This window comes from Nocardioides sp. LML1-1-1.1, assembly GCF_040676175.1.
Classification (GTDB): domain Bacteria; phylum Actinomycetota; class Actinomycetes; order Propionibacteriales; family Nocardioidaceae; genus Nocardioides.
In genome coordinates this window covers 195,191-210,595 of record NZ_JBEGHK010000006.1, presented here as the reverse complement: position 1 = coordinate 210,595, position 15,405 = coordinate 195,191, and the positions used below count along the sequence as shown (strand labels likewise).

Here is a 15,405-nt window from a genome sequence, read left to right as displayed (position 1 = left end):
GCACCCGGGTAGAGGTCTGAACACGTAGTTACATGTCGCCGCGTCGCCTCAGGCCGTCGCCACCCCGAGCACCGGCACGGACGTGGCGCCGGTGGTCGGCCGCAGCCAGACCCGGGCACCGGCGTCGAGGTCCAGCGCCCGCGCGTGCGTGCGCGACAGCACGACCAGCGCCGGCTCGGCCTGGCCCTCGACGTCGACGGTGAGGCGCACCTCGAAGCCGACGCGCAGGGCGCGGGTGACCGTCCCGGCGAGCGCACCGGGCGCGCCCGGCGTGGTCGTCAGGTCGATGTCGTGCGGGCGCAGGCGTACGCCGCCGAGCTGGGTCACCTCGCCGAGGAAGCCCATCACGAAGTCGTTGGCCGGCTCGTCGTACAGCTGGTCGGGGGTGCCGATCTGCTCGATCCGGCCCTCGTTGATGACCACGATCTCGTCGGCGACCTCAAGGGCCTCCTCCTGGTCGTGGGTGACGAAGACCGTGGTCACGTGCACCTCGTCGTGCAGGCGGCGCAGCCAGTCGCGCAGCTCCTTGCGGACCTTCGCGTCGAGCGCCCCGAAGGGCTCGTCGAGCAGCAGCACCGTCGGCTCCACCGCGAGCGCCCGGGCCAGGGCCAGGCGCTGGCGCTGGCCACCGGAGAGCTGCGAGGGCAGCCGGTGGGCGAACTGCGAGAGGTGCACCAGCTCGAGGAGCTCGGCGACCTTCGCCTTCACCTCGGCCTTGGGCCGCTTGCGGATCTCCAGGCCGAAGGCGACGTTCTTGGCGACCGTCATGTGCTTGAAGACGGCGTAGTGCTGGAACACGAAGCCCACGTTCCGCTTCTGCGGCGGCAGCTTCGTCGCGTCCACGCCCTCGATCTCGACCGAGCCCGAGTCGGCCGACTCGAGGCCGGCGATGATGCGCAGCAGCGTCGACTTGCCGCCACCGCTCGGCCCGAGCAGGGCGGTGAGCTGGCCGGTCGGCAACGAGACGTTGATGTTGTCGAGGGCCACGAAGTCGCCGTAGGACTTGTTGACCCCCTCGATCAGGATGTTCATCAGTGATCCTCCTTGCGGATCAGCGAGACGACGACCAGGGCCAGCACGGAGGCGAGCACGAGCACGAAGGCCGCGGCGTACGCCGTGGGCTCCTGGTAGTTGGTGTAGCGGTTCTGGATGAGGAGGGTGGCGGTCTCGCCGCGGAACTCGGCCCCGGGGCTGACGATCTTGACTGCGCCGAACTCGCCCAGCGAGCGGGCCATGCTGAGCACGACGCCGTAGATCACGGCCCACTTGATGCTCGGCAGGGTGATCCGGCGGAAGGTCTGCCAGCCGTTGGCGCCGAGGCTGCTGGCGGCGAGCTCGGCGTCGGTGCCGATCTCCTCCAGCACCGGGACGATCTCGCGGATCACCAGCGGCAGGCTGACGAAGGCGGTGGCCATGATCAGGCCGGGCGTCGTACCGATGATGTAGAAGCCGATCCCCTCCAGCGCCTCGCCGAACCAGCCCTTGCCCGTGCTGTAGGCCAGCACCAGTGCGAGACCCACGACCACCGGCGACACCGACATCGGCAGGTCGACGAGCACCGAGAGCACGCGGCGGCCGGGGAAGCGGTAGCGCACGATGAGCAGCGAGATGCCGACACCGAAGACGGTGTTGATCAGCACGGCCCAGAACGCGACCGTCCCGGTGAGGTTGAAGGCGTAGGTCACCGACGGGTCGCTGAGCCGCTCCCAGAACGCCGCGAAGCCGCCCTCGGCGCCAGCCTTGGCCGGGGCGAAGGTCTGCTTGCCGACCTCGTAGAGCGGCCAGAGCACCAGCGCGGCGAGGTAGACGATGACGAAGATCCGCAGGGCGTAGGCCACCGGGCCGCGACGGGCCCGGATCTGTCGGGTGTCAGCCACGGCGCGCCACCCTTCGCGAGATCACGTCGAGCGCCACGATCGTCACCACGGCCACGACCAGCAGGAGCACGGCGACCGCGGCCGCCCCGTCCTGGTTGTCGCCCTCGAGGAACTTGAGGATCTTCAGCGACGCGACCTCGGTCTCGTACGGCGTGTTGCCCGAGATCAGCACCAGCGAGCCGAACTCGCTGATCGCCCGCGCGAAGCCCAGCGACGAGCCGGCCGCGATCGCCGGCACCAGGCTCGGCAGGATGATCCGGCGGAAGGTCGTGAAGCGCGAGGCGCCCAGCGACGCCGCGGCCTCCTCGACGTCGGCGTCGAGCTCGATGAGCACCGGCTGCACCGTCCGTACGACGAACGGCAGGGTCACGAAGAGCAGGGCCAGGAAGATGCCCTGCCGGGTGTTGACGATGTTGACCCCGACCGGGCTGTCCGGCCCCCACAGGCTGAGCAGCACCAGGCCCGCGACGATCGTGGGCAGCGCGAACGGGATGTCGATGACGACGTCCAGGATCCGCTTGCCGAAGAACTGGTCGCGGACCAGCACCCACGCGATCACCGTGCCGATGACCGCGTTCACCACGGTCACCAGCAGGGCCTCGACGACGGTCAGCCGCAGCGCGGCGAACGTCTGGGCGTCGGTCAGCGTGCCCCAGAAGGAGCCCCAGCCACCGGCGGCGGCAGCCCCCACGACGGCGGCCAGCGGCAGCAGCACCAGGATGCTGAACCAGACCAGCGCCGCCCCCAGGCCGAGCCCGGAGGAGAGGGTGAGCGGGAGACGGCCCGAGCTGTCGGCCCTGACACGGCCCGAGGGCCGGTTCCTGGTCGGAACCGGCCCTGGGGACGACACGAGCGTGTCGGTCACTTCTTCGTGGCTTCGGCGTACAGCTTGTCGAAGCGGAGCTTCTGGCCGTCCTTGCCGAACCACTCCTTGTTGATGGCGCTCCAGCCGCCGAGGTCCGCGGCGGTGCTCAGGTCCTTGACCGGCGGGAACGGGTTGCTCGGGTCGTTGGCGCCCTCGACCTTCACGCCGCTGATGTCGACGTCGGAGATCGGGCGGAAGCCCTTCGACACGAACGCGAGCTGGCCCTCGTCGCTGAGGATGAAGTCCAGCCAGTCCTTCGCGACCGGGACGGAGTCCTTGAGCACGGCGCCCGGGTTCTCGATCTTGAAGGTGTGGTCCGGGACGACGTAGTCGAGGTCCTCACCGTTCTGCTTGGCCAGGATGGCCTCGTTCTCGTAGGTCAGCAGGACGTTGCCCACGCCCTTCTTGAACGACTCGGTCGCCTCGCGGCCGCTGGCGGCCCAGGTCGAGACGTTGGCGAAGACCTTCTTCAAGAAGGCGTCGGCCTGCGCCTCGGTGGCGCCGGTGGACTTCGCGTAGGTGTAGAGCGCGAGGACGTTCCACTTCGCCGAGCCGGAGCTGGCGGGGTCCGGGGTGACGATCTTGACGTCGGGGCGGGTGAGGTCGCTCCAGTCCTTGATGCCGAGCGGGTTGCCCTTCTCGGTCGCGATGACGGCGACGGAGCTGGACACGATGCCCTTGTTGGCGCCCTGGTTCCAGGACTCCTCGACCAGGCCGGCGTCGACCAGGCGGGTCATGTCGGGCTCCAGGGAGAACACGACGTAGTCGGTGTCCTTGCCCTTGGTGTCGACGACCTTGCGGCTCTGGTCGCCGGAGGGACCGTAGGCGCCGGAGAACTTCACGTCCTTGCCGGCGTCGGTCTTGTTGAACTCGACGGCGGCGGCCTTGTTGCCGGCCTCGGGGACGGCGAACCCGACGATGTTGATCGTCTTGTCCTTCGCGTCACTGCCACCGTCGGCGCTCGCGCAGGCGGACAGCGCCAGAGCGCCGGTCATCACCAAGGCAGCAGCCTTCATCACTCGCTTCATTGCACCCGTTTCCTCACTTCCACGTCCGGCCCCACGCCGGCTCGAGTGGAATTAAATTCGAGTTGAATAATACACATTGGCGAGTTAGTCGACACAGTGTGAGACGGAGACCACCTCGGCGTGGCGGACGTCACAGGCCTCCGGGCCCGAATCGCACGCCCAGCACCTGGGAGCGAGTACGTCGCTCGCACGGCCCGGACTATCGTGGAGAGGTCGCGGCCGACGCTGACTGGACAGGTGTCCACCCAAATGTGGAACGTGTTCTAGAAATGGCCGTAGACTTCGCAGAGTCCGCCGACGGTGCGCCGGGACGGACGACCGCCGCCCCGAGAGAAGTGGACCGAACGTGAGCCAGACCAAGCAGGTCAAGCAGCTGGACCGGGTGATCATCCGGTTCGCCGGTGACTCCGGCGACGGCATGCAGCTGACGGGTGACCGGTTCACCCAGGAGTCGGCGGTCTTCGGCAACGACCTGGTCACCCTGCCGAACTTCCCCGCGGAGATCCGTGCCCCCCAGGGCACCATCCCCGGGGTCTCCTCGTTCCAGATCCACTTCGCCGACCACGACATCCTCACCGCGGGCGACCGCCCCGACGTGCTGGTGGCGATGAACCCGGCCGCCCTCAAGGCCAACCTCGGCGACCTGCCCAAGGGCGCGACGATCATCGTCGACACCCACGACTTCACCAAGCGCAACCTCGACAAGGCCGGCTACTCCTCCAACCCCCTCGACAAGCTCGGCGAGGTCGACGACATCCTCGCCGGCTTCCAGGTCCAGCCCGTCGACCTGACCGGGATCACGGTCGAGGCGGTCAAGGAGTTCGGGCTCTCGCGCAAGGACGCCGCCCGCGCGAAGAACATGTTCGCCCTCGGCCTGCTGTCGTGGATGTACGGCCGCCCGACCGAGCCGACCATCGCCTTCCTGGAGCGGAAGTTCGCGAAGGTCGCCGACATCCTCGGCGCCAACATCGCCGCCTTCAAGGCCGGCTGGAACTACGGCGAGACCACCGAGACCTTCGTCGTCCAGTACGAGATCAAGCCGGCGAAGATGAACGCCGGCACCTACCGCAACATCACCGGCAACCTGGCGCTGTCCTACGGCCTGGTGGCCGCGGGCGTGCGCTCGGGGCTGCCGGTCTTCCTCGGCTCCTACCCGATCACCCCGGCCTCCGACATCCTCCACGAGCTGAGCAAGCACAAGGGCTTCGGTGTCACCACGCTGCAGGCCGAGGACGAGATCGCCGGCATCGGTGCCGCGATCGGCGCTTCCTTCGCCGGCCAGCTCGGCATCACCACCACCTCCGGACCGGGCATCGCGCTCAAGTCCGAGGCGATCGGCCTGGCCGTGATGACCGAGCTGCCGCTCGTCGTCGTCAACGTCCAGCGCGGCGGCCCCTCGACCGGCCTGCCGACGAAGACCGAGCAGGCCGACCTGCTCCAGGCCATGTACGGCCGCAACGGCGAGGCGCCGGTCCCGATCGTGGCCCCGCAGTCACCCGGCGACTGCTTCGCCGCCGCGGTGGAGGCCGCCCGGATCGCGATCACCTACCGCACGCCCGTCTTCCTGCTCTCCGACGGCTACCTCGCCAACGGTTCCGAGCCGTGGGCGATCCCGGACGTGGCCGACCTGCCCGTCATCGACGCCGACTTCGCCACCGGACCGAACAAGGTCTCGGCAGGCTCGACCAGCGACGAGCCCGACGAGTTCTGGCCCTACCTGCGCGACGAGGAGACCCTGGCCCGGCCGTGGGCCGTCCCGGGCACCGCCGGACTGGAGCACCGCATCGGCGGCCTGGAGAAGGGCGAGGGCCACGGCAACATCTCCTACGACCCGGCCAACCACGACCGGATGGTGCGGATCCGCGCCGAGAAGGTGCAGCGGATCGCCAACGACCTGCCGCCCCTGGAGGTGGAGGACCCCTCGGGCGAGGCGAAGGTGCTCGTGATCGGCTGGGGCTCGACGTACGGGCCGATCGGTGCCGCGTGCCGCCGCGTACGCCGCGCGGGCTACCACGTCGCCCAGGCGCACCTGCGCCACCTCAACCCGTTCCCGAACGACCTCGGCGAGATCCTGCGCCGCTACGACAAGGTGCTCGTCCCCGAGATGAACCTCGGCCAGCTCTCCCGCCTGCTGCGCGCGGAGTACCTCGTCGACGCCATCGGCTACAACCACGTCTACGGCCTGCCGCTCAAGGCCGCCGAGCTCGCGGAGGCGGTCGGCGCGCTCGTCGGCCAGGCCGAGGGCCGCGACGTCGACCTGGGCGAGCACGGCCTCAATCCCCCCGCCGACCACGAGGAGGCACCGGTCCGATGACGACCATCGACCTCGGCAACCCGTCCCTGCGCTCCGGCACCGAGCTGGTGCCGTCGCTGGACGAGGGCCAGACGCAGACCGCCAAGGAGTTCTCCAGCGACCAGGAGGTGCGCTGGTGCCCCGGGTGCGGCGACTACGCCGTCCTCAAGGCCGTCCAGTCCTTCCTGCCCGACCTCGGCCTGCGCCGCGAGAACATCGTCTTCGTCTCCGGCATCGGCTGCAGCTCACGCTTCCCCTACTACCTCGACACCTACGGGATGCACTCCATCCACGGGCGTGCGCCCTCGATCGCGACCGGCATCGCCACCGCCCGCGAGGACCTCTCCGTCTGGGTCGTGACCGGCGACGGCGACGCGCTGTCCATCGGCGGCAACCACCTCATCCACGCCCTGCGCCGCAACGTCAACATGACGATCCTGTTGTTCAACAACCGCATCTACGGACTCACCAAGGGCCAGTACTCCCCCACCTCCGAGGTCGGCAAGGTCACCAAGTCCACCCCCGCCGGCTCCCTCGACCACCCCTTCAACCCGGTCTCCCTCGCCCTCGGCGCCGAAGCAACCTTCGTCGCCCGAACCATCGACTCCGACCGCAAGCACCTCACCGCCGTCCTCGCCGCAGCCGCCGCCCACCGCGGCACCAGCCTCGTCGAGATCTACCAGAACTGCCCGATCTTCAACGACGGCGCCTTCGACGCGATCAAGGACCGCGACAACGCGCACGCCCTGATCCCGCTCACCTCCGGCGAGCCGATCACCTTCGGCGTGCGCGACGAGGCCACCGGTCTCGGCGACAAGGCCCTGGTCCGCGGCGCCGGCGGCGGCGTCGAGGTGGCCGACACGGCCACCGTCGCGCCCGAGTCGATCATCGTCCACGACGCGGCGAACCCGGACCCGTCCACCGCCTTCGCGATCTCCCGGCTCACCGACGCGGGCTACCTGAACCGGAGCCCGATCGGGATCTTCCGCCAGGTCTCCCGGCCGACGTACGACGACCAGGCCCGCCAGCAGGTCGCCGACGCCACGGCGAAGGTCTCCGGCACGGCCGAGGACCGCCTCACCGCGCTCATCAACGCGGGCGACACCTGGACCATCGACTGACCGTGCATGGCTGACAGCGGTCGCGGCCTCCTGCTCGGAGTGGCCGCGTACCTGATGTGGGGCGCGTTCCCGCTCTACTGGCCGCTGCTCGAGCCCAGCGGGGCCGGCGAGATCCTCGCGCACCGGATGGTGTGGTCCGTCGTGGTGATGGGCCTGCTCGTGGTGCTGCTGCGCCGCCGGCGACAGCTCCGTGCGATCCTCCGGGACCGTCGTACGGTGCTGCTGCTGACGGTCGCCGCGCTCACCATCACCTCCAACTGGGGCACCTTCATCTACGGCGTCAACAGCGGCCGGGTCGTGGAGACGTCGCTGGGCTACTTCATCAACCCGCTGGTGACCGTGCTGATGGGTGTGCTCGTGCTGGGCGAGCGGCTGCGTGCGCCGCAGTGGTGCGCGCTCGCGATCGGGTTCGTCGCGGTGGTGGTGCTGACCCTCGACTACGGGCACCCGCCGGTGGTGGCGCTGGTGCTGGCGTTCTCGTTCGGCACCTACGGGCTGGCGAAGAAGTCCGCCGGCGCCGGCGCGATCGAGAGCCTGGCCTTCGAGACCGCCCTGATCGCGCCCTTCGCGCTCGCCTACCTGGTCTGGCTGGGTGCCGCCGGCCGTTCCCACTTCACCGGTGAGGGTGCGGGGCACGTGGCCCTGCTGGTCGCGAGCGGCGCGGTGACCGCCGTACCGCTGCTGTGCTTCGGGGCCGCCGCCACCCGGGTGTCGATGACCACCCTGGGCCTGCTGCAGTACCTCGCCCCGGTCCTGCAGTTCCTGCTCGCGATCACCGTGCTCGGCGAGTCGATGCCGCCGGGGCGCTGGGTCGGCTTCGGGCTGGTCTGGCTGGCCCTGGCCGTCTTCACGGTCGAGGCCCTGGGACACCGACGGCGGACGCTCGGCCGGGTGGCCGAGGCGTCCGCCGTGTGAGCGGTGCCGAGCAGGATCAGCGGCAGACGAACGTGCCGACGTACATCTTGTAGAGCGAGTACCGCACGGTCGGCTTGATGATGATCCGGTACGCCGTGCCGCAGCGGCCCTTGAAGCGGATCGAGAACGCGCCCGTGCTGGGCGAGGAGCGCACCGAGGTGACGGCCTGGTAGCCGGGGCGGCCACCGTTCTTGTGGGCCTGCAGGTAGACCCGGATGCCGGGGGCGGACTTGAGGGTGCCCTTGATGTAGACGATCCGGGTGCCCTTGACCTGGACGGAGCGCAGGTTGGTGACGACGTGGCGCGGCAGCGCCTTCTGGGCGACGGCGTGGGTGGTCGGGGTGGCTGCCCGGGCGTCCGTGGTGGCCGTGAGGCCGAGGACGGTGGCGGCGAACACGGCGACGAGGGCCGTGACGAGGCGCGTCATGCGCATGAGGATCTCCTCCGAGAGGTTCGGGTTCGTTCGATGTCCGTGGAATGCCTGCCCCGTCACCCTGCCCGGGAAACCCTCGAGGCCGAAACGAAAAAGGCCTCGCGCGGCAGCGACGGGGTGCACGTCACTGCCGCGCGAGGCGATCGGGGGGTACGCCGGCTAGGCGCTGCGCTCCAGGCGGCCGAAGCCGCTGCGGTGGAACACCAGGGGGTGGCCGGCGTCGCCCTCGGCACCGGCGTCCACGCCGTGCACCTGGAGCAGCACGATGATGTGGTCACCGGCCTCGACCTCGCGGTAGAGGGAGCAGTCGAAGCGGACCAGCCCCTCGTCGAGGGTCACCGCCCCGTCGTCGCTGGTGCTGACGTCGACGCCGGCGAAGCGTCCGTCCACCGGCCCCGAGAGCTGGCGGCACACGGCGCCGTGGTGGTCGGCGAGCACCGTCACGCCGAAGTGCCGCGCCCGGCGCAGGTCGGGCCAGGTCTTCGACGTCCGCGCGACCGAGACGGAGACCAGGGGCGGGTCCAGGCTGACCGAGGTGAAGGAGCTGGCGGCGAGGCCGACGGGCACGCCGTCCACCTCGGCGGCGAGGGCGACCACCCCGGTCGGGAACACCCCGAACGCCTGTCGCAGCGCGACCGGGTCGAGGTCCTGGTTGGTCGTCAGGAGGGTCATGCCATCAAAGTTAACTGGTTTGGTGCAGATTAACGAGGGGTGTCCGGAATGGTTCGGCCGAGCCCGTGCAAGGGGCCGCCGATCACGGTGTGACCTGGATCGGTCTCAGGCGGTGCGGACCGCCACCACGTCGGCGAAGTCCTCCAACGCGGTGCGGACCGAGCCCTCGGGGAGGGCGGCGAGCAGTGCCTTGGCCTCCTGCGCCCGCCCGACGACGTACGCCTTCGCCTCGGCCATCGCCGGGTGCTTGCGCAGCAGCTCCAGCGCCTCGGCGTGCAGGGCGTCGTCGGCGGCCAGGTCGGTGCGCTCGGGGTCCAGCAGCTCCAGCAGGCGTACGTCGGCCGGGTCGGTCGAGGCGCGGGCCAGGAGCACCGGCAGGGTGGGCACGCCCTCCTTGAGGTCCGTGCCGGGCGTCTTGCCGGACTCCTCGGTCTCGGAGGCGATGTCGAGGATGTCGTCGGAGAGCTGGAAGGCGGTGCCGACCAGCTCGCCGTAGGCCGTCAGCGCCTCCACGACCTCCGGGGAGGCGCCGGCGAACAGCGCGCCGTAGTGGGCGGAGGTGGCGATCAGGGAGCCGGTCTTGCCGGCCACGACATCGAGGTGGTGGGCGAGCGCGTCCTCGCCCGGGCCCGGCTTCACGGTCTCCAGGATCTGGCCCTCGACCAGGCGGGTGAAGGTCTCCGCCTGGATCCGCACGGCCTCGGGGCCGAGCTGCGCGGTGAGCTCGGAGGACTTCGCGAACAGCCAGTCGCCGGTGAGGATCGCGACCAGGTTGTCGTAGCGGGCGTTGGCGGAGTCCTCGCCGCGGCGCAGGTCGGCCTCGTCCATCACGTCGTCGTGGTAGAGCGAGCCCACGTGGGTGATCTCCACGACGCTCGCCGCGGTGAGCACCTCGGGCGCGTCCGGGCGCGGTCCGGCCTCCGCCGCGAGCAGCACCAGCAGCGGGCGGAACCGCTTGCCGCCGGCGGCGAGCAGGTGCCGCGCCGCCTCGGTGACGTACGGCGCCCGGCTGGACGCGTGGCCGTAGAGGTCCTCCTCCACGGTCGCCATCCGCGCCCGCAGCCGTTCGGCGAGCGCGGTGTCGTCGATCGGCAGGGCGAGCTCGGCCGGACGTGCAGGTGGTCTCACCTGATGAAGTCTCCCGTATGGGTGACCAGATCGAGAACCGGGCCCGGCACGACGCCCAGCACGAGCGTGGCGGCGAGGCACACGACGACGGTCGCCGAGGTCAGCAGCGAGGGCCGCGCGACGGCGGCGGCGCCGTCGGGGTGGTCCGCGCTGAAGAACATCAGCCGGATGTGGCGCACGTAGAAGGTGATGGCCACGATGCTCGACGCGATCGCGACCAGCACGATCGGCCACGCACCGGCGGACATCGCGGAGGTGAAGACCGCCCACTTGCCGATGAAGCCCGCCGTGAGCGGGATCCCGGCCATCGAGAGCAGGAAGAAGGCGAAGGCACCGGCCACCAGCGGTGAGCGCCGGCCCAGGCCCGCCCAGCGGTCGTAGTGGGTCGCCTCCCCGCCCGCGTCGCGCACCAGCGTGACGATCGCGAACGAGCCGATCATCGCGAAGCCGTAGGTCGTAAGGTAGAACAGCACGCCCTCCAGCGAGGAGTACTGGCCCTCGGCGAGGTCGCCCGCGCTCTGCACGCCGAGCACGCCGACCAGCAGGAAGCCGGTGTGCGCGACCGAGGAGTAGGCGAGCATCCGCTTCACGTCGTTCTGCACGACGGCCAGGGCCGCTCCCAGCACCATCGACGCGATCGCGACGACCCACAGCATCGGCACCCAGCTCCAGCGCTCGCCGCCGAAGGCGACGTACATCAGCCGCAGCAGGGCGCCGAAGGCGGCGACCTTCGTGCCGGCGGCCATGAACGCGGTGACCGCGGTGGGCGCGCCCTGGTAGACGTCGGGGGTCCAGGCCTGGAAGGGCACGGCACCGACCTTGAAGAGCAGGCCGACCGCCAGCAGGGCGATGCCGGCGAGCAGCAGGCCGTGGTTGTCGCCACCGGCCCGCGCGGCGTCGTTGATGCCGGCGAAGGTGACCGAGCCGGCGTAGCCGTAGACCAGCGCGGCACCGTAGAGGAAGAAGCCGGAGGCGAAGGCGCCGAGCAGGAAGTACTTCATGGCCGCCTCCTGGCTCAGCAGACGGCGCCGGCGGGCGAGGCCGCAGAGCAGGTAGAGCGGCAGCGAGAGCACCTCGAGCGCGACGAACATGGTCAGCAGGTCACCCGAGGCCGGGAAGAGCAGCATGCCGCCGACGGCGAAGAGCAGCAGCGGGTAGACCTCGGTGTGCTCCAGGCCGCGGGTCGAGGCGTCGCGCTCGGTGTCGGTGCCGGGCAGCGCGGCCGCCTGGCCGGTGAACGCGGAGACCCCGCCCTCGAGCCGGCGCTCGGCGAAGAGCGCGACCCCACCGATGGCGAAGACCAGCAGCAGGCCCCACAGGTAGACAGTCGGACCGTCGACCACGACGCTGCCCATGGCGCCGACCAGGCCCTTGCCGGAGCCGCCGTCGAGACCGGTGTGCTCGTCGAGACCGGTGCCGACCACGACGGTCGCGACGAGCGCGATGACCAGCACGACCAGGGTGAGCACGACCTGCGGCAGGCGGCGCGCGCCGCGCGGCAGGAGCGCCTCGAAGAGCACGCCCACGCAGGCGCCACCGAGGACCACGAGGAGCGGGAGCAGTTCGGCGTACTCGAGCTCGGGCTTGAGGAACTCCATCAGTGCGCCTCCTCCACGTCGTGCTGCACCGTCGTCGGGTCCACCGTCGGCGGATGGTCGTGCACGCCGACGTGCTCGAGCAGGTCACCGACCATCGGGTTGGCGGCGTCGAGCAGGGGCGCGGGGTAGAAGCCGAAGAACACCAGCGCGGCGACCAGCGGGGCGACGGCCGCGATCTCGCGCAGGCCGAGGTCCTTGGTGTCGGCGACCTCGGGCGGCGTCGGCCCGGTCATCGTGCGCTGGTACATCCACAGCACGTAGATCGCCGCCAGCACCACCGCGGTGATGGCGATCGCACCGACGTACCAGGCGTAGCCGAAGGCCGCGAGCAGCACCAGGAACTCGCTCACGAAGGGCGAGAGGCCCGGCAGGCCGAGGGTCGCGAGGCCGGCGACGAGGAACAGGCCGGCGAGGACCGGGGCGACCTTCTCGACACCGCCCATCTCGCTGATCAGCGAGGTGCCGCGGCGGTCGTAGAGATAGCCCGCCACCAGGAACAGCGCGGCGGTGCCGAGGCCGTGGTTGACCATGTAGAGGATCGAGCCGGACGCGCCCTGGGTGCTCATCGTGAAGATGCCCAGCGTGATCAGGCCGAAGTGACTCAGCGAGGTCAGGCCGATCAGGCGGAAGATGTCGTCCTGCCCGATCGCGATCAGGGCGCCGTAGACCACCGAGATCAGCGCGAGGGTGACCACGAGCGGGGTCGCCCACTGCGAGGCCTCGGGGAAGATGCCGAGGCAGAAGCGCAGCATCCCGAAGGTGCCGATCTTGTCGAGGATGCAGACCAGCAGGACACCCGTGCCGGGCGTGGCCTTCTCGGTCGTGTCCGCCAGCCAGGTGTGCACCGGGAACAGCGGCGCCTTGATCGCGAAGGCGATGAAGAAGCCGAAGAAGAGCCAGCGACCGGCCTCGGTGCCGATGTCGAGCTTCTCCAGGTCCGAGAGCAGGTACGACGGCTCGCCCTGCTGGGCCGAGACGACGTAGAGCCCGATCACCGAGGCGAGCAGGATCAGCCCGCCCGCGAGCTGGAACATCAAGAACTTCAGCGCCGCCGCGCCCCGGCCCGCACGGCCGAAGCCGCCGACCAGGAAGTACGCCGGGATGAGGGTCGCCTCGAAGACGACGTAGAACAGGAAGACGTCCGTGGCGCAGAAGACCGCCAGCGACAGGCCCTCCAGGGCCAGGGTCCAGGCGACGAAGGCCCGCGCGCCGCCGCCGTCCGGGTCGTCGGCCTTGAACCACTCCGCGCCCAGCACGAGCGGCACGAGGAGCACCGTCAGCAGCACCATGAGCAGGCCGAGACCGTCGAGACCGAGGGCGTAGTGGACGCCGAAGGCCTCGATCCACTCGCGCTCCTCGACGAGCTGGCGGCCACCGTCGGTGTCGTACTGCAGCGCGGCGACGACGCCGAGGGCCAAGGTCACCAGCGCGACGCCCAGACCGATGGTCTTGCTCAGCGCGCGGGGCGCGAAGGCGACGACCAGCGCCCCGACGATCGGGAGCCAGATCAGGATCGACAGCATCAGTTCACCGCCAGCAGCGTCAGGACGAGGATCACGGCGCCGCCGAGGATCCCGAGGGCGTAGGAGCGCACGTAGCCGTTCTGCATCCGGCGCAGCAGCTCACCGGTGCCGGCGACGACCGTCGCTCCCCCGGTGAACAGTCCGTCGACGAGCGAGCGGTCCACGCCGACCAGGCTCCGCGTGGTGGCCTTGCCGGGGTTGACCACGAGCGCGTCGTTGATCGCGTCGCCGTAGAGGTCGGCACGGGCGGCCCTGGTGGCGAAGGAGACGTCGGCCGGCGCCTCGCGCGGCACCTGCTGCTTGCCGACCAGGAACCAGGCCAGCGCGACACCGACGGCCACCACGGCGATCGTGATCAGGGTGATGACGATGACGGGCAGCGGCGGCTCGTGGTGCTCGGCGTGGCCGACGACCGGGCTCAACCAGTCGACGATCCAGTCGCCGGCGAGCATCAGGCCGCCGAGCGCGGACAGCGCGGCCAGCACGATGAGCGGGATGGTCATCACCTTGGGGCTCTCGTGCGGGTGCACGTCCTTGCCCCAGCGCTTCTGGGTGAAGAAGGTCATCAGCATCATCCGGGTCATGTAGAAGCCGGTGATGCCGGCGCCGAGCAGCGCGCAGATGCCGACGAGCGGGTTCTCCACGAGCGCGGTCTCGATGATCTTGTCCTTCGACCAGAAGCCGGCGAAGGGCGGGACGCCGATGATGGCGAGGAAGCCGAGCGCGAAGGTGGCGAAGGTGATCGGCAGGGCCTTCTGCAGGGCGCCGTAGTGGCGCATGTCCACGTCGTCGTCCATCGCGTGCATCACCGAGCCGGCGCCGAGGAACATGTTGGCCTTGAAGAAGCCGTGGGTCAGCAGGTGGAAGATCGCGAAGGCGTAGCCCGCGACCCCGAGCCCGGCGCCGAGCATCATGTAGCCGATCTGGCTCATCGTGGAGCCGGCCAGACCCTTCTTGATGTCGTCCTTGGCGCAGCCGATGATCGCGCCCCACAGCAGGGTGACGGTCGCGACGACGACCACGGCGGTCTGGGCGGCCGGGGCCAGCTCGAAGATGAAGTTCGACCTGGTGACCAGGTAGACGCCGGCGGTGACCATGGTCGCGGCGTGGATCAGGGCCGAGACCGGGGTCGGGCCCTCCATCGCGTCCAGGAGCCAGGCCTGGAGCGGCACCTGGGCCGACTTGCCGCAGGCACCGACCAGCAGCAGCACACCGATCCAGTTCAGCGTCGTCTCGGTCGCGCCTCCCGACAGCGCACTGACACCGCTGAACGACGTCGTCCCGAAGGTCGCGAACATCAACAAGATCGCCAGGCCCAGGCCCATGTCACCGACCCGGTTGATGACGAAGGCCTTCTTGGCCGCAGCCGCCGCCGACGGCTTGTGCTGCCAGAACCCGATGAGCAGGTACGACGCCAGGCCGACGCCCTCCCAGCCCAGGAACAGGCCCACGTAGTTCTCCGAGAGGATCAGCATGAGCATCGCCGCGACGAACAGGTTCAGGTAGGCGAAGAAGCGCGAGCGCCGCGGGTCGTGGGCCATGTAGCCCACCGAGTACAGGTGGATCAGCGCGCCGACACCGGTGATCAGCAGCAGGAAGAGCGCGGCCAGCGGGTCGTAGAGCAGGTCGAGGCCCACGTCGAGACGGCCCGCCTCGATCCAGGTCCACAGGTGCTTGGCGACCTGGCGGTCGTTCTCCTCGCGCCCCAGCAGGGTCAGGAACATGACCAGGCTGAGCACGAAGGAGCCGGTGATCGTGGCGAGCCCCACCCAGTGGCCGTAGGCCTTGGTCCGGCTGTTGCCGAGCAGCAGCAGGACCGCGGCGCCGAGCAGCGGCAGCGCGATGATCAGCCACAGCAGGCCGAAGATCCCGTCGGCCGCGGAGGGCGCCACCACCGGGATGTGGGTCTCGGACTCGCTCGCGGCGAGCGTCAGTGCGGAGAGTGCGTTCAT

General features: G+C 70.1%; 13 protein-coding genes. 3 read left to right on the top strand and 10 right to left on the bottom strand.

What is annotated here, in order from left to right; all coding sequences use genetic code 11:
* Positions 1–48 precede the first annotated feature (48 nt).
* Genes MRBLML1_RS20180 through MRBLML1_RS20165 form a run of 4 tightly spaced genes read right to left on the bottom strand, consistent with a single transcriptional unit; the run spans position 49 to position 3,758 of the window.
* The gene (locus MRBLML1_RS20180) at positions 49–1,032 is read right to left on the bottom strand and encodes a sulfate/molybdate ABC transporter ATP-binding protein (protein ID WP_364519391.1); all 984 of its coding nucleotides are present in this window, start codon (positions 1,030–1,032) and stop codon (positions 49–51) included.
* A complete protein-coding gene (locus MRBLML1_RS20175; protein WP_364519389.1) occupies positions 1,032–1,877 on the bottom strand; it encodes a sulfate ABC transporter permease in 846 nt (281 codons plus the stop codon). Before MRBLML1_RS20175 ends, MRBLML1_RS20180 begins: the two co-directional genes overlap by 1 nt.
* Positions 1,870–2,742: a sulfate ABC transporter permease subunit CysT gene (gene cysT, locus MRBLML1_RS20170; RefSeq protein ID WP_364519387.1), complete on the bottom strand. Its 873-nt coding sequence runs from the start codon at positions 2,740–2,742 to the stop codon at positions 1,870–1,872. Before cysT ends, MRBLML1_RS20175 begins: the two co-directional genes overlap by 8 nt.
* Positions 2,739–3,758 (bottom strand): extracellular solute-binding protein, encoded by a 1,020-nt coding sequence (locus tag MRBLML1_RS20165; protein ID WP_364519385.1) that lies wholly within the window; start codon positions 3,756–3,758, stop codon positions 2,739–2,741. Before MRBLML1_RS20165 ends, cysT begins: the two co-directional genes overlap by 4 nt.
* A 358-nt stretch (positions 3,759–4,116) precedes the next feature.
* Here MRBLML1_RS20165 and MRBLML1_RS20160 point away from each other — a divergent pair, with 358 nt between their 5' ends.
* Genes MRBLML1_RS20160 through rarD form a run of 3 tightly spaced genes read left to right on the top strand, consistent with a single transcriptional unit; the run spans position 4,117 to position 8,099 of the window.
* The gene (locus MRBLML1_RS20160; RefSeq protein ID WP_364519383.1) at positions 4,117–6,084 is read left to right on the top strand and encodes a 2-oxoacid:acceptor oxidoreductase subunit alpha; all 1,968 of its coding nucleotides are present in this window, start codon (positions 4,117–4,119) and stop codon (positions 6,082–6,084) included.
* Positions 6,081–7,184, top strand: a complete 1,104-nt coding sequence (locus tag MRBLML1_RS20155; protein ID WP_364519381.1) for a 2-oxoacid:ferredoxin oxidoreductase subunit beta — start codon at positions 6,081–6,083, stop codon at positions 7,182–7,184. The genes MRBLML1_RS20160 and MRBLML1_RS20155 overlap by 4 nt, the downstream gene beginning before the upstream one ends.
* 6 nt (positions 7,185–7,190) lie before the next feature.
* Positions 7,191–8,099, top strand: coding sequence for an EamA family transporter RarD (gene rarD / locus MRBLML1_RS20150; protein ID WP_364519379.1), 909 nt, complete (start codon positions 7,191–7,193; stop codon positions 8,097–8,099).
* 16 nt (positions 8,100–8,115) lie between these two features.
* Here rarD and MRBLML1_RS20145 read toward each other — a convergent pair whose 3' ends face one another.
* From MRBLML1_RS20145 to nuoL, 6 genes are all read right to left on the bottom strand, one after another.
* Positions 8,116–8,532: a hypothetical protein gene (locus MRBLML1_RS20145; RefSeq protein ID WP_364519377.1), complete on the bottom strand. Its 417-nt coding sequence runs from the start codon at positions 8,530–8,532 to the stop codon at positions 8,116–8,118.
* A 159-nt stretch (positions 8,533–8,691) separates the two neighbouring features.
* Positions 8,692–9,204, bottom strand: a complete 513-nt coding sequence (locus MRBLML1_RS20140) for a flavin reductase family protein (RefSeq protein WP_364519375.1) — start codon at positions 9,202–9,204, stop codon at positions 8,692–8,694.
* Positions 9,205–9,309: 105 nt separating this feature from the next.
* Entirely contained in the window at positions 9,310–10,332 is a 1,023-nt protein-coding gene (locus MRBLML1_RS20135) for a polyprenyl synthetase family protein (RefSeq protein WP_414691281.1), read from the bottom strand.
* Positions 10,329–11,930: an NADH-quinone oxidoreductase subunit NuoN gene (gene nuoN / locus MRBLML1_RS20130; RefSeq protein WP_364519373.1), complete on the bottom strand. Its 1,602-nt coding sequence runs from the start codon at positions 11,928–11,930 to the stop codon at positions 10,329–10,331. The genes MRBLML1_RS20135 and nuoN overlap by 4 nt, the downstream gene beginning before the upstream one ends.
* Positions 11,930–13,453, bottom strand: coding sequence for an NADH-quinone oxidoreductase subunit M (locus MRBLML1_RS20125; RefSeq protein ID WP_364519370.1), 1,524 nt, complete (start codon positions 13,451–13,453; stop codon positions 11,930–11,932). Before MRBLML1_RS20125 ends, nuoN begins: the two co-directional genes overlap by 1 nt.
* Positions 13,453–15,405, bottom strand: a complete 1,953-nt coding sequence (nuoL, locus tag MRBLML1_RS20120; protein WP_364519368.1) for an NADH-quinone oxidoreductase subunit L — start codon at positions 15,403–15,405, stop codon at positions 13,453–13,455. Before nuoL ends, MRBLML1_RS20125 begins: the two co-directional genes overlap by 1 nt.